We start from the raw sequence: 13385 nt of genomic DNA, 5'->3' as shown, positions 1-13385 counted from the left end.
GCCCCACAAGCTTAAGGTTGGAGGAGAATCTTTATCCCCTCGCCGCGATTAAGAATGTCGAAGCCCGACGCCCCCTTTTCCAGCCGAAGCACATGGGTCACCAGCGCTTCTCTATTGATTTTACCATATCGGATAAGCTTTATGGCGGCTAAGTAATCCCACCGATTGTAAACGCGAGAACCTATCCAGGAAAGCTCTTTAAAGGATATCTTCATTACATCAGTGGCAGGGGGCACTTTGGGAAGTCCCAATTGCACAATGACACCCCTGACCCGGGCAACGTTTATGGCGTAGTTTATAGTCTCGGCCACTCCCGCAGCCTCAAAGACCACATCCGCCATATTCTCTTTTAGTACCTCCTGGGTCGGATCTACCACTTTTACGGGTAGCTTCTTCAGGTACTCCCTGCGGTAAGGGCTAGCTTCCGAGACTATAACCTCCGACGCCCCACCAACTACCAAGACCTGAGCCACCAGTTGACCTATGGTCCCGCCGCCCAAGACCACCGCTACCTCTCCAACCTTAAAGCCAGAACGTCTTACCGCGTGGACAGCCACCGCCACCGGTTCTACGACTGCCGCTTCCTCCCAAGAAAGGCCATCTACAGAGTAGAGCCGTTCTACGGGAACCGCGGCGTACTCGGCCATACCTCCTGGCGCATCTATGCCTAAGAAACCCAGGGTTTCACATACATGATAGTTGCCTTCCCAACACGCCCGGCAGCGGCCGCAAGTGAGCAAGGGTTCAACTACCACTCGCTGACCTACGAGGTGTTTGTTTTCTGGATCACATACTTCCACTACCTCGCCGCAGAACTCGTGCCCCAAAATAAGCGGCGCTCGGGCGCGAGGATGTTTGCCCGCGGCGATCATAAGATCGCTCCCGCATATGCCCGCATACGCTACTTTTACCAGGGCTTCCCCTTTTTTCAACTCCGGGCAGGGTACATCGGCGGCCTTGACTTCGTAGGGACCATAGTAAACGAGAGCTTTCATTTCCTTACTTCACCTCTCCGGAATTTGGAAATACCAAGAATCACCATGCAAAACTTGCACCAGGGAGCCGGAATAGGATTAGAGGTAGAGCATAGGCGGGGTAATGCTGCCTGCACCGCGGCCTTGCCCCGTACTGGTACCCGTCCTACTAACCTCGGGCCAGGTAACCGCCATCCACTACCAAGATGTGGCCGTTTACGTAATCCGCAGCCGAAGAGGCAAGGAATACGGCCGCTCCCACTAGGTCCTCGGGCTTCCCCCAACGGCCCGCGGGTATCCGAGAAAGGATGAAATGGTACCGTTCGCGGTTCTCCTGGATCGCTTGGGTCATCTTGGTCTCTATCCAACCAGGAGCAATGGCGTTAACATTTATTCCCCGGCCTGCCCATTCGTTAGCCAGTGTCCGGGTCAACCCCGCTATACCTGATTTGGCCGCCGCATAGGATACCACTGTATACCCGCCCATGAAGGTGAGCATAGAGGCGATATTGATTATCTTGCCGTAACTTCTGGCCAGCATGTGGTGGCCCACGTGCTGGCAGAGCAGGAAAACGCTCCGCAGATTCAAATTTAACACCGCGTCCCAATCTGTGAGAGGATGCTCTTCTGCAGGAGATCTCCTGATCACCCCGGCTACGTTGACCAGGATGTCTATCTTACCCCAGGCCTCCAAAGCTCTCTTAACTATCCTCTCTATCTCTTCTTCCCGCGATAAGTCTGCGGTAGCTGCCAGGTGTCTACCGCCCATCTCTTGGAACTTCGCCCTCGTATCGTCAATGCTCGTATGCCCCACGGCAAATATTTCTGCCCCGGCCCGGGCTAGCCCTAGAGCTATAGCCTGCCCTATACCGCTCCCCGCACCCGTGACCAGAGCCGTCCTGCCTTCCAGGCTAAAAGGGCTTAAATCCGCCATAACTGGACCCTCCTCATAATCAAGCTCAGACTAAAGCAATTAAATCTAATAGATTAGCTCGACTATACCAGTAGACAAAACCGGTATGAAGGTCAAAAGTAGGAGGCAAATTAAGAGAAGGATATAGAAAGGAATAGCTTCTCGGATAAAATCGCTTATCTTGCACTTGGTTATGCTGCAAGTGACGAACATAACCGTGCCCATAGGTGGGGTTAGGCAACCTAAAGCTAGGTTGAATATGAACACTATAGCAAAGTGGATTTCATTTATCCCATAGGCTACGGCCACAGGATGTAAAAGGGGAGCTAGGATAACCATGGCTGCATTACCCTCGATGAACATGCCCACCAGAAGCAAGAAGGCGTTAACAGCGAGCAGGAATACGTACTTGTTGGTGATAGTGCTTATGATAAGCTCCGTCAACTGCTGGGGGATCCTCTCGCGGGTCAGTACCCAGGCGAATGCGGAGGCCGCGCCGATGATGACCATGATGGAGGCTGTGCTGGTTATGGTTTCTCTAATCCCTTGCAAAACATCCTTAAGTTTAATCTCCCGGTAGAGCAGGCCGAGGAAAAGCGAGTAAACTATGGCCACCGCCCCGGCTTCGGTAGGAGTAAACACTCCCAGACGGATGCCACCTATGATGACCACGGGCAAAAAGAGTGGCAGAGCGGCATGGGCTACAGCTCTGAAAATTTCCCTAGCAGTTAATGGGTTGTCCCGTACGGATCTGTAATTGCGCTTCTTGGAAATTATAGCCACCAACACCATCAACGAGGCACACAGCAGAAGTCCTGGTCCTATGCCGGCAACGAAGAGCTTGCCTATAGAAACGTTAGTGATGGATCCATAGATAATCATGGCTATCCCCGGTGGAATAAGAGGAGTGATGAGGGCTGACACTGCTGTGACGACCGAAGAAAACTCCTTGGAAAAGCCCCTCTTTTTCATTTCCGGTACCAGTATTTTGGCCTCCATGGCCGCATCTGCCAGATTCGAACCGGAAAGGCCCCCCATAAGGGTGGACAGCAATACGTTTACCTGGGCCAGCCCGCCGGTCATATTACCCGTAAGTATCTCGCAGAACTCCATCACCCGTTTGGTAACCCCAGAATAGTTCATGAACACACCGGCGCAGAGAAAAAACGGCACAGCTAGAAGGGGAATACTCTCGATGCCGGCGAGCACCCGCTGGGCTATAATCTGCGTAGGAACGCTAGGGCTCAAAATGAAATAGCTGACTGAACCTGCGAGCACAGCTGCAAACACCGGGACCCTGAGAAAAAGTAGTACCAGCAATACTATGGAGGCTACGCTCACTGCACTCATGTTTGCGTCCCTTCACCGCCTTCGCCTTCAGAACGGAATGGGCTCCTGAGAAAGGCCGGGATAGCTGCAAGGCTATAGTTCAAAATCATGAGAAGACAGCCCAAAGGAAAAGTAATATAAATCACTGGATAGGGTATATGCAGGACGTTAGTGGTCTTCCCAGTACGGAGAAGCTGTATAAGTAGTTGCCAGCCGTAGACTGAGAGATAGGTGAGCACAAAGATGACCACAAAATAGCCTAATACACCAACGGCTTTCCTCAAAGTCTGGGGCAAGCGTTCAACTACAAACTCAATGGCGACATGGCTACCGCTGCGAAAGGCGGCACCGGCTCCCAAGAACACCATCCAAACCACACACCACAGCTGCACCTCTTCCTGCCACACAAAGGGGGCATTGAAAAAATAACGCATCAAAACACCAATAAAGGTGACAAAGACCAGGGCCGCAAGGGTTATCCCGGCGAGCAACAGGTCCATGTTAAGTAGAAGCTTTAAGACTCTATTCAAGCTATCTTTCAAGCTGGCACACCAACCTTTTACAGCAATCGCCCCATTGGGGGCAGACGTTTGCTGGACTTTAGCTTTTAAGTTGCTAACTGTTCCTATGGAGAGTTGTGTCGTGTGTGGACATTTTCTTACCAAGTATTGCCAAAGATAAGATTCCAAGTCCCAAAGGTTTCGTACCTTTGGGACCTGTTCACACACAACCCCCATCTTCTCCTTACCAGGCTACTTCATGGCCGCTTTCACAGCCTCATATAGCCCAGGAGACCATTTGGAGGTAAACTCAGGTAAAGAATAGAAAGCTTTGGCCGCTTCTTTGAATTCCGCAACATTTACTTCCGTAACCTGTACTCCTTCGGCCTTTAGCTTCTCCAGCGTTTCTTTGCTTACCTTCTCTTGTATGGAATTATTGAACACGCCCGCCTCGTTACCCGTTTCCACCAAAAGCTTCTGCTGTTCTGGAGTAAGAGAGTTAAATAGAGTTACCCCGCATATCCAAGTGGTGAAATTCTTGATATGTCCCGTAAGGGCCAGATACTTGGCCACCTCGTGGAATTTACCGTTGTAAAGGACAGGTAACGGGTTTTCTAGTCCGTCAATTACTCCCTGTTGTAAAGCCGTGTAAACTTCCCCCAAGGGCATGGGCGTAGGCGTAGCGCCTAAGACTTCAAAGCCCTTGATCTGAATAGTATTATTGGGAACGCGGATCTTTAAGCCCTTAAGGTCGGACAGCTTCTTCACCGGTTTCTTGGTTAGGAGGTGTCTCTCCCCATAGATCCAGTTAGCCGTGAGAAGCTTTAGTCCTTTGGCTTCCAGTTTTGCAGATTGTTCTTTCCACCAATTGCTATCTACTAACTTCCAGCACTGATCCCAGCTGTCGAAGAGGTAGGGACCAAAGGTTATGCCAAAGTCTGGTACACCTCGGTCGGCATAAAAGGCTCCATCAGCTAAGGTAATGACATTGGCACCTGCCAGCATCTGGTCTATCAGATCGTTTTTCGAGCCTAGTTGGCTGGAAGGGAAGAGCTCAACTTTAATGGTGCCGTTGCTTTTCTCTTCCAAAAGCCTCTTCCATTCCTTGCAGGCCAGATCAATAGGCTCACCCGGGTTGTTCTCGTATCCAATCTGAATGACCACCTGTTTGGTCTGGTCTTGTAAGTTGGAGGCACCGGAGTGATCCGTCCCTTTCTGCGCTAAAGTAGATCCGCAGCCTGCAAGGAAAAGCACAGCCAATATTGCCACCACTAACCCGACTACCTTTTTCGTCATCCTCAATCCCCCTCTAAAAGCTTTGATGTATCCTGCTTATAGCAAGCTCCCTATAACCTAGCACTTCGGCCTTGGTGAGCTTCCCGTTGAGTACCTCCACCACCTCCCTAAATAGCCTTTCCCCAGCTTCTTCCAACGGCTCTCCCAAGCTTATAACTCCGCTCACATCCACATCGATGTTCGCCTGCATACGCCTGGAAGTCACCGGGTTACCGCATATCTTGATCACCGGAGCCAAGGCACTGCCGGTAGGGGTGCCGCATCCGGTAGTAAAGGCTATGACCTGAGCACCTCCAGCTACTAGGCCGGTGACCGCTTCCATATCGTTACCAGGAGTATCCATCATCACCAGGCCACGGCGGGTAGGCCGACAGGCATAGTCCACCACTTCCACCAGGGGCGAAGTCCCCCCCTTGCATACACACCCTAGGGACTTCTCCTCAATGGTGGTCAACCCTCCGGCCATATTGCCAGGGCTAGGCTGCGTTCCCCTGAGATCGAGGCCAAGGCTGCATATGGTATTCTCCGTAGCTCCCACAGCCTGGAGAAGTCGCCTTCTGACCTCCTCGTTTGCTGCTTGCTCGGCCAAGATATGCTCGGCGCCGATAAGCTCCGTTGTTTCACAGAGGACCACTGTACCGCCCAGAGATACCACTTTATCTGCGGCAAAACCCAGTACTGGATTAGAGACTAAACCTGACGTGGCATCCGATCCCCCGCACTTCAAACCCAGGATAACCTCATCCCAATCCACCTCTTCCCTCCGGTACCGGGACGCTTCCTGCACCATTTCCTGGGCCAGTCGTAGACCTTTTTCCAGGGCAGAGATGGTATCCCCTTCCTGCTGGATGGATAAGTGCTCCACCCGTTTCCCCGGTACCTTAAGGCCCTCGACAACCTCCGCTACTGTAACGTTCTCGCAACCCAACCCCACAACCAGCACGCTGGCTACGTTGGGATTAGCGCCGAGCCCTACTAAAGTGCGCAGGGTCCGCTGCCGATCATCTTCCAGCTCCGAGCAACCATGGGGATGCGGCAAGGCCACCGTGCCCTGGACCATAGAGCTTATCTGTGCGGCCAAAGTAGAAGAGCACATTACCGTAGGTAAAATGGCTACGTAGTTCCTGAAACCCACCCAACCATTAGCGCGACGATACCCGGAAATCTTCATCGTTAGCTCTTGACCTGCCTTTTCACCCTCAATGGTATAAACGTATAAGCAATTCAGCTATGAGTACAGCCAGCCTAAGCCGGGCTATAATTGTGGTACTGTAACCTCGCGTTATTACAGGCGTTCTTCCTCCCGCCCTGCCTACAGGCTATTGCCTGCTACTTTTGGCTTTAAAAGAAGCCCGCCGACTGACTACGTTGTGAATGTGTACCCACCCCCCTGGCTCAATGGGTTTTATTACCTCACCTATAGGCGTATCCTTTTTAATTACCAGGTCTCCAGGAAACAGCGGCACCAGGGCCATTTTGTGCCCAAAAGGAATATCTTCCTTTACCGCTATCTCCTTGCATTTTCCCTCCAAGTTCACCGTGACCGTTTCACCGCGCGCAAGGTCTTTGAGAGCAACGGCCACATTATCGCTTGCGTGCAAGACCAGAACGTCTCTCGTTCGCCCCAACCCGTTTCTCTCTCCTTCCCGCAGTATCAAAGGGTCTGGCCCTAACCTTAAACAATCGTATTAGCAAAATCCATGCCACCTATTCTAAAGCAAGGGCAGTTAAAAAATACAAGCTAGCCCAGCCTTCCTTGCGGCTAGCTTTGTGTTGCATATTGCACAATAGCTATAGAGCTCTTTTACATCCTCGCCCCAGATGTGTCCAAGCACGGCTTCAGATGTGCCAGAATAACAAGGAAGTTATACACCGGATTGACACTAGTGTTGCATTTTGCCTCTATTGCACAAAACAACACCACAGGAACCATAGTACACAGGTATACGCTCATGGATAATCCCTAGCTTTTCACAAGTTTCTTGAAACTTCTTGGCGATAAACTGTGGTCCATTATCTGTGCGAAGTTTGGGCATCCTTGCTCCTTTGTACAGGCCTCGCTTTCTTAGAGCATTTTTCACTACCCGAACAGCATCCATAGCAGTGCAAGATAGGCCTAGACATAATGGAAGGGCCAGCCCCACAGTAGCTATACGTAGGTTATACTGGTACAATAGAGACCAATACAGAGCTACAAGCTAAGGAGGCTGGCAGGATGAATTATAGCACATATGTAGGGCTGGATGTTCACAAGGATAGCATTTCGGTAGCCATTGCCAAAGTAGGACGTGAAGAAGCAGAAAATCTGGGTAACATCATCAACAAACCCGAAGCAATAGCCAAATTGGTGCGGCGCTTAAGAAAACCGGTAGAAAAGCTATTATTCTGTTACGAAGTCGGTCCCTGCGGTTATGTGATCTATTGGCAGCTCAAAACCATGGGAGTTAACTGTCTGGTAGTAGCCCCGTCCTTAATACCGCAACGACCAGGAGAACGAATAAAGACCGACCGGCGGGATGCCAGGAAGTTGGCGCGTTTCTACGCAGCGGCGAATTAACCAGTGTGGGTACTAGATGAAAAAGAGGAAGTCTTGCGCGACCTGACCCGCGCCTATGAAGACGCCAAGGAAGATATTCTTCGCAAGAAAAACCAGGTCGATAAACTGCTATTACGCTAAAGGTCTTTAAGGCCGCCAGCAGGAGGAAAAGCCTGGACTGTCAAATATCGCCAGTGGCTAAACAGTATTCGGTTTAACCAACCCGGACAGGCAATAGCTCTCAAAGAATACCTTCACGCTTTGGAAGAAGCCGAAACCATGGCAGAGCGTCTGGGAAGGGAGATAGCCGTAGTGGCCGAAGAAAGTGACCAGGCGCCAGTTATCAGAGCCCTGCAGTGCCTATGAGGATAGCCCTGATTACCGCAGCTACAGTAGTAGCGACTACCAGACCACCCGGGCCGGCAAACACCCCAGCCGGTTTCTAACAGGTTTTAAGGGTTATTTGCACGTTGACAGCTATGCTGGCTACAATGAACTTGCCAATGTTACCCTGGTTGGCTGCTGGGCCCATGCCCGGCGCAAGTTCGACGAAGCATTAAAGGCCCTGCCGGAAGATAAACGCAATAAAGCAGTAGCCGCCCGGGAGGGGCTGGAGTACTGCAACCGGCTCTTTGCCATCGAGCGCGAGTTGAAAGATAAAACCCCGGAAGAACGATATCAAATCCGCCAGGTGCGCAGCAAACCCGTGCTGGACGCCTTTTTGGCGTGGCTAAAAACCCAGAAATCCCGGGTACTGCCCAAAAGTTCCTTTGGCCAGGCCATTTACTATTGCCTGGCCCAGTGGGATAAACTCGTAGCCTTCTTGCAAGACGGGCGTCTGGAACTCGACAACAACCGCAGCGAGCACTCCATCAAGCCCTTCGTCATCGGCCGCAAGAACTGGTTGTTTGCCAATACCCCGCGGGGTGCTAAAGCCAGTGCCATTACCTACAGTATCATAGAAACGGCAAAAGAAAACGGGTTAAATCCCTTTCAATACCTCATTTACCTCTTCGAAAAACTTCCCAACCTGGACCTCCAGGATAAAAATGCCCTGGATCAACTCCTGCCGTGGGCGGAAACTCTGCCTCCTGTCTGCCGGATGAATAATTAAGCCTGTTTTAGCCCCCGCCTTAGATGCAAGGCGGGGGTTATTTTACGCTTACCGAAAATCTGCTGCATCTTTATGAGATCCAGCCTTCCGAACGTAACTGCTCCGCGGCAAGCTCAATTTGCGCGGGAGTAAATCGGCGTTTCCTGGGCGCCCAGTCATATACAGCTCTAACCAAGGCTTCAGCGTCTTGCACTTCCTCCTTCGTCATCAGCCAATGCACCGTTGAAAGTAGCTCAAGCCCAAACGGGGTCTCGAAACCATCGATGAGGCGTGCTACGCGCTCAAAGCGTGCCCGTGTTTCAACGTTTTTTTCGAGGAAGGCTTCAGCGTCTCGCACCGCGCCTGGCACTATAGACAATTGCTTATTCGGCACGTCGCCGCCGTCCGCATAACCCAGAATCAAATGCCCTTCAATGGCACGCAACACGTGGCGCAAGTTTTCTGCGTAGGGACCATAAGGCCCTTTCACAAACTGCAGACGCAGCGGCTCCCCAGAAACTTGCAGGAAATACATTAGTTTATGAACCTCCAGCAGGGTAATAGTTGGGTCCATCAAGGCGGCTAGGTAACGATTTATCAACCCTACTAATGCGGCACGGCCAGGTGTCATTTTGGGGGTTTCACGCGCATTATTGGCTCTCATATTTGCTGAGGTACCGTTAGGTTCAAACACTTGCACATCAACGTCCTCTAAAGCTGCCAACGCACGCTCAATGAGCGGTCGCACCTCGTTCCAATTAAGTCCGCCCAACCCGCTGCCCAAAGGTGGTATGGCAACAGAGCGAATATTGCGCTCCCGAATTTCCTTTACCAAAGCGGCAAGCCCGGCTTCGATATCCTCGATACGACTTTTGCCGCGCCAATGGCGCTTGGTCGGGAAATTAATGATGTAACGCGGTCCGAATAGCTTTTCTCTATCAAAAACAAACATGCGCCCTGGCTGCACCTCTCCCCGCCGGCAGGCTGCGGCATACGCCTTAAAATTATCCGGAAAAGCGTTCTTAAACTGAAGCGCAATGCCCCGTCCCATTACGCCTACGCAGTTAACGGTGTTGACCAAGGCTTCAGCTTCAGCTTGCAGGATATTGCCTTTCATATACCTAATCATTTCATTATATCCTCCTGAATTAATAATACCAGTCTTTACGTATCTCCACAATCGGTTGGTGTCTGCTTCTGGTCAATACCTGCAACACTCGCTTTTTGATGCGTAAGGATTGTACCCCAATGCGCCGGACAAGATGCCAGGGGAAGAAGTTATATATCAGGAACTCGGCTTGTTTTCTCTCTTTGACATTTTCGTCACGGAAATCTCTGGCTGCCACCGCCTCCCAGTCTATTTCCTCAAGCTGATCTAGCCGGTTGCGGAACTCAGTGTAAGTGGCCCCAGCATTGGACAGGGTAAACGCCCAGCGTTGGCCTTGACTTTTAGCCCACCTCACCGTTTCGTACAAATCCGCTTCCAGATGGACGATCGGTTCTTGACCATCATGATAAGTTAATTCTGAATGATTGCCACAATAAAGCAAGTATAACATGATCGAGCGAGGACAGAAATAAAACGGTACGTATTCACCTACGCGATCTTTTGGATAGCATTTTACAGGCAACTTAAGCCGTCGTTGCTTGATAGTGCTCATGCCAATTGATGCTACCGGTCCGCCCCGTGCAATCATTTCTGCGTCTGACCATAACCTACCTTCTTTGATTATGGATGGCAGATTTTCCACATGCGTAATGTGATAGATATGTGGCTGGACGGGCATAACTTTCATGCTTTCTTATCCTTAAACTCTATTAAGCCTCTATCTTGAATGTGCTATTCGTTTTACTAAGAGAAATCCTGCTATGCTCTATCAGTTATTTCCAAATAATAGTTAACAAAAGACTTTAACATCGCTCTGGACCGTAGGGAGTATCAATTTGTTCTCTTATAACGATAATATAATTTAATAATTCTGTACCAGGCAAGAAAATCCTGCTTTCCCTAATCTGGAGAAACTAGGAAGGGTAGTTTACAAATGTGGCAGTAATAGTTAGTTCCCCCTAAAAAGTAAACTTTTTTGCATCACTTAAGGGGAAATGATATTTTCCGACTATAGTCCTGGTTAATCTCTAACTGCTTCACCTATCTTGTTAAATTATTGTTGCCAACCGGTGTAAATTATAGGCCAAGTTCAAACAGATGGCTTACAAACTGGGGTCCATTATCCGAACGGATGATGGGTAATGGTAAATTCCTTTGAAGAATCTGACGTTTCCACAATGCTGCTCGAAAAGTTTCAACGGCATGTCTGGCTTCACAGGTTAGACCAATATGATAGCCCACAATCTGCCTGTCATAGACGTCAATGTACGACAGCACAAAGAAAAACCGGTCTTCTCCTGCAATGTATCCGTACTTCACACAGCCGCCCACAGTCAGTGAATGACCAGGAAACGGACGTCCACCCGTCGTACTTGGGTTCATGTGTACTATGCGCAGCACGAGAGTAGCGTTGTACCCGGCTGTGATCCACTTGTGCGCAATGGCTACTTTATCTGCAAGTGAGGGTTGGCTTTTTTAATAGGCTTACCTGGAATTCAGCCGCTGGGTGGAGGTGTTTGGGGATGAAAAATAAACGGTAGAACGCGAAAAACTGCGCGAGCCCGCTTAGGCGTAGCCAAAACGGGGGTGGGTCCCTTTCCGGTTACCACAGTGGTCCCCTTTTTGATTGCCACAAACACGGATTACTTTACACTTTACTGGCAGGCGCATACACAGTTCCGGCCGTTTTCTTTGGCTCTGTATAGCAAACTGTCTACTCTCTGGATGATGGTCTCCACAGTGTCACCAGAACAATATCCGGTCACTCCGAAGCTGGCCGTCACGTGCCCCACACCCGGGATCTCCATCTGACTCAACCGGTGGCGAAGTTCTTCCGCCAGACTGGCGGCCCCTGCCGCGGTCGTGTCGGGCAAAAGGATCACAAATTCTTCCCCGCCCCAGCGGGCAAGGCAATCTGTCTTGCGCAACCTCTCCTTAAAGGCGGCCACCAGGCTCTTAAGAACCCGATCGCCGGCGGCGTGTCCGAAACGGTCGTTAATGCTCTTGAAGTGGTCCAGATCAAACATGATCAGGGCTAAGGAATGCCCCGTCCGCTGCTTACGCTCAATTTCTCTTTCCAGCATTTCTAAAAAATAACGGCGGTTGTAAGCGCCGGTCAGGGGGTCGGTGATGGAGAGGCGGTAAAGCTCTTCCTCCAGGTATTTGCGTTCGGAAATGTCTATAAAGGTTTCCACCAGTTTCTCCCCGCTGTCCGTCCGCAAGCGCTTTACCGTCTTAAGCACGAGGATCTCCCTCCCGTCCTTCCGGCGCAAAAGCCGTTCGGAGCGATCGATCTCTTCATTCGACGTAGTAATAGGGCAGATTCCTGCGGATTGCGGGAAAAATTCCCAGCAGGATCTGCCTGCGATCTCTTCGGGTGCGGCTCCGATCATGGCCGCCGCTTCCAGATTGGCCTCCTCGATGCGGTGGGATGCGGGGTCGATGATAAAGATCCCGACAGGCAGGGCGGCCAGGAGCGATTGCAGAAACTCTCCCTGCTGCCTCAGCTTTTCTTCCATTTTCCTGTGTTCTGTCAAATCCAATATAAAGGCCACGCCTATGCCGTCTTTCCCATGGCCGAAGAGCTGCAGGTGCGCTTCCACCGGGTAGAGGGAACCGTCTTTCCGGCGGTGTATAGTGTCAAATACGATCTTTTCTTTTTCACCCTGCTGTAAAGGAGCCAGAAGGGCTCTGAAGCTCTCCCCGTCAAATTCCGGCATTAGATGCAGGATGTTCATGTCCAGGAGTTCTTCTTCGGTATAGCCAAGGTTCTCCCTGGCCCCCCGGTTGACTGCCAGGAACTTTAACGTGCCGGGATGAAAGATATAGACCTCCGTCAAGGACCCCTCGACTATCCTGCGGTACATTTGCGCCAGAGAGAGGGCTTCATGGAGCTTTAGGGCCATCTCTACGGTGGACACCAGCACGTGTTCCGGGGCGCCCTTCAGAACATACCCGTAGCGCGTGACCGAACGGACTTGCTCTACAGCCTCCCGGGTAGAGATGGCGGTGAGAAATACCACGGGGATGTCTTTAACCTGCTGAATCCGTCTGGAGAGCGTCGTTCCGTCCATCCCTTCTCCCAGGTCAATGTCCATCAGAATGAGGTCGGGACATTCCGGACCGGATGCTTTTTGCAGGGTCTCTTCTGCGGTGAGGGCAATTTCAATCATATACCCGTGCCTGCTGAGGATATCCGCTGCTATCTGGGCCTGAAGCCTGCTGTCCTCCACTATGAGTATTTTCTTCCCTGGAACCGTGTCCATCAGTCTACCTCCAAGTAAAAAGCCGCTTGCTGCTCGATTATTAACAGGAAGGGCCACCTTCAACCTTGCGGCTTGGGGCCCAAATGGAGTGCCCCTTAGTTGCTCTATACTCATTATACAGTTGCCCTCGCATCTTTCTATATGCTGATCAATTTGGCAACGCTCCAAGAACACAGCTCATTGGGGGGACTATTGTTTGTTACCGCCGCGGTTGCACGTGGCGTTGTCCAGTATATGCCATCCCGCCTGCTTATCCCGAACGGTCGTTGCCCTCCCCGCCATGTATGACCCGGCTCTGGTCAGAGCGGCCGCCTCAGTAAAAAAAGTATTTCGCCAAGCAAAGCTATCAGGGTGCCCCCCCCCCCCCCCC

Annotated in this window: 11 protein-coding genes and 2 pseudogenes; 2 read left to right on the top strand and 11 right to left on the bottom strand. The window is 51.2% G+C overall.

Annotated elements, in window-relative coordinates:
• Nucleotides 1–11 precede the first annotated feature (11 nt).
• From FLZ89_RS11885 to FLZ89_RS16195, 8 genes and pseudogenes are all read right to left on the bottom strand, one after another.
• Nucleotides 12–995 carry a zinc-dependent alcohol dehydrogenase gene (locus FLZ89_RS11885; protein ID WP_141305046.1) on the bottom strand — a complete coding sequence of 328 codons (984 nt, stop codon included), beginning with the start codon at nt 993–995 and terminating at the stop codon, nt 12–14.
• A 148-nt stretch (nt 996–1143) separates the two neighbouring features.
• Nucleotides 1144–1908 (bottom strand): 2-dehydro-3-deoxy-D-gluconate 5-dehydrogenase KduD, encoded by a 765-nt coding sequence (gene kduD, locus FLZ89_RS11880; protein ID WP_141305045.1) that lies wholly within the window; start codon nt 1906–1908, stop codon nt 1144–1146.
• Nucleotides 1909–1953: 45 nt separating this feature from the next.
• A complete protein-coding gene (locus FLZ89_RS11875) occupies nt 1954–3237 on the bottom strand; it encodes a TRAP transporter large permease (RefSeq protein ID WP_141305044.1) in 1284 nt (427 codons plus the stop codon).
• On the bottom strand, nt 3234–3746 hold the full coding sequence (locus FLZ89_RS11870; RefSeq protein ID WP_216363896.1) for a TRAP transporter small permease: 513 nt from the start codon (nt 3744–3746) through the stop codon (nt 3234–3236). The genes FLZ89_RS11875 and FLZ89_RS11870 overlap by 4 nt, the downstream gene beginning before the upstream one ends.
• Before the next feature lie 222 nt (nt 3747–3968).
• Nucleotides 3969–5012, bottom strand: coding sequence for a C4-dicarboxylate TRAP transporter substrate-binding protein (locus tag FLZ89_RS11865; protein WP_141305043.1), 1044 nt, complete (start codon nt 5010–5012; stop codon nt 3969–3971).
• Nucleotides 5013–5025: 13 nt separating this feature from the next.
• Nucleotides 5026–6183: a UxaA family hydrolase gene (locus tag FLZ89_RS11860; RefSeq protein ID WP_141305042.1), complete on the bottom strand. Its 1158-nt coding sequence runs from the start codon at nt 6181–6183 to the stop codon at nt 5026–5028.
• A gap of 148 nt (nt 6184–6331) precedes the next feature.
• A complete protein-coding gene (locus tag FLZ89_RS11855) occupies nt 6332–6640 on the bottom strand; it encodes a UxaA family hydrolase (RefSeq protein ID WP_141305041.1) in 309 nt (102 codons plus the stop codon).
• 309 nt (nt 6641–6949) lie between these two features.
• Nucleotides 6950–7132, bottom strand: a pseudogene (locus FLZ89_RS16195) (IS3-like element ISHahy4 family transposase); the annotation flags it as partial.
• A gap of 95 nt (nt 7133–7227) precedes the next feature.
• Between FLZ89_RS16195 and FLZ89_RS11845 the strand changes: the two are divergent.
• Entirely contained in the window at nt 7228–7569 is a 342-nt protein-coding gene (locus tag FLZ89_RS11845; protein WP_141305039.1) for an IS110 family transposase, read from the top strand.
• A gap of 379 nt (nt 7570–7948) precedes the next feature.
• A pseudogene (tnpC, locus tag FLZ89_RS11840) lies at nt 7949–8662 on the top strand (IS66 family transposase); the annotation flags it as partial.
• Between the two features lie 70 nt (nt 8663–8732).
• Here tnpC and darG read toward each other — a convergent pair.
• From darG to FLZ89_RS11820, 3 genes are all read right to left on the bottom strand, one after another.
• Complete coding sequence (gene darG / locus FLZ89_RS11835) at nt 8733–9770, bottom strand: type II toxin-antitoxin system antitoxin DNA ADP-ribosyl glycohydrolase DarG (RefSeq protein WP_141305038.1); 1038 nt, start codon at nt 9768–9770, stop codon at nt 8733–8735.
• Between the two features lie 19 nt (nt 9771–9789).
• Nucleotides 9790–10428, bottom strand: a complete 639-nt coding sequence (darT, locus tag FLZ89_RS11830) for a type II toxin-antitoxin system toxin DNA ADP-ribosyl transferase DarT (protein ID WP_256369538.1) — start codon at nt 10426–10428, stop codon at nt 9790–9792.
• A gap of 976 nt (nt 10429–11404) precedes the next feature.
• Nucleotides 11405–13015, bottom strand: a complete 1611-nt coding sequence (locus FLZ89_RS11820; RefSeq protein ID WP_141305035.1) for a GGDEF domain-containing response regulator — start codon at nt 13013–13015, stop codon at nt 11405–11407.
• Between the last annotated feature and the right edge of the window lie 370 nt (nt 13016–13385).

Origin of the sequence: Moorella sp. E306M (assembly GCF_006538385.1) — a bacterium.
Taxonomy (GTDB): Bacteria; Bacillota; DSM-521; order Neomoorellales; family Neomoorellaceae; genus Neomoorella.
The sequence above is the reverse complement of the archived record's forward strand: the minus strand, read 5'-3'. Positions and strand labels throughout refer to the sequence as shown.

Bases quoted from the DNA above. Each gene is read 5' to 3' on its own strand.
- FLZ89_RS11885 (WP_141305046.1), bottom strand. From the start codon at position 995: ATGAAAGCTCTCGTTTACTATGGTCCCTACGAAGTCAAGGCCGCCGAT.
- kduD (WP_141305045.1), bottom strand. From the start codon at position 1,908: ATGGCGGATTTAAGCCCTTTTAGCCTGGAAGGCAGGACGGCTCTGGTC.
- FLZ89_RS11875 (WP_141305044.1), bottom strand. From the start codon at position 3,237: ATGAGTGCAGTGAGCGTAGCCTCCATAGTATTGCTGGTACTACTTTTT.
- FLZ89_RS11865 (WP_141305043.1), bottom strand. From the start codon at position 5,012: ATGACGAAAAAGGTAGTCGGGTTAGTGGTGGCAATATTGGCTGTGCTT.
- FLZ89_RS11860 (WP_141305042.1), bottom strand. From the start codon at position 6,183: ATGAAGATTTCCGGGTATCGTCGCGCTAATGGTTGGGTGGGTTTCAGG.
- FLZ89_RS11845 (WP_141305039.1), top strand. From the start codon at position 7,228: ATGAATTATAGCACATATGTAGGGCTGGATGTTCACAAGGATAGCATT.
- darG (WP_141305038.1), bottom strand. From the start codon at position 9,770: ATGATTAGGTATATGAAAGGCAATATCCTGCAAGCTGAAGCTGAAGCC.
- darT (WP_256369538.1), bottom strand. From the start codon at position 10,428: ATGCCCGTCCAGCCACATATCTATCACATTACGCATGTGGAAAATCTG.
- FLZ89_RS11820 (WP_141305035.1), bottom strand. From the start codon at position 13,015: ATGGACACGGTTCCAGGGAAGAAAATACTCATAGTGGAGGACAGCAGG.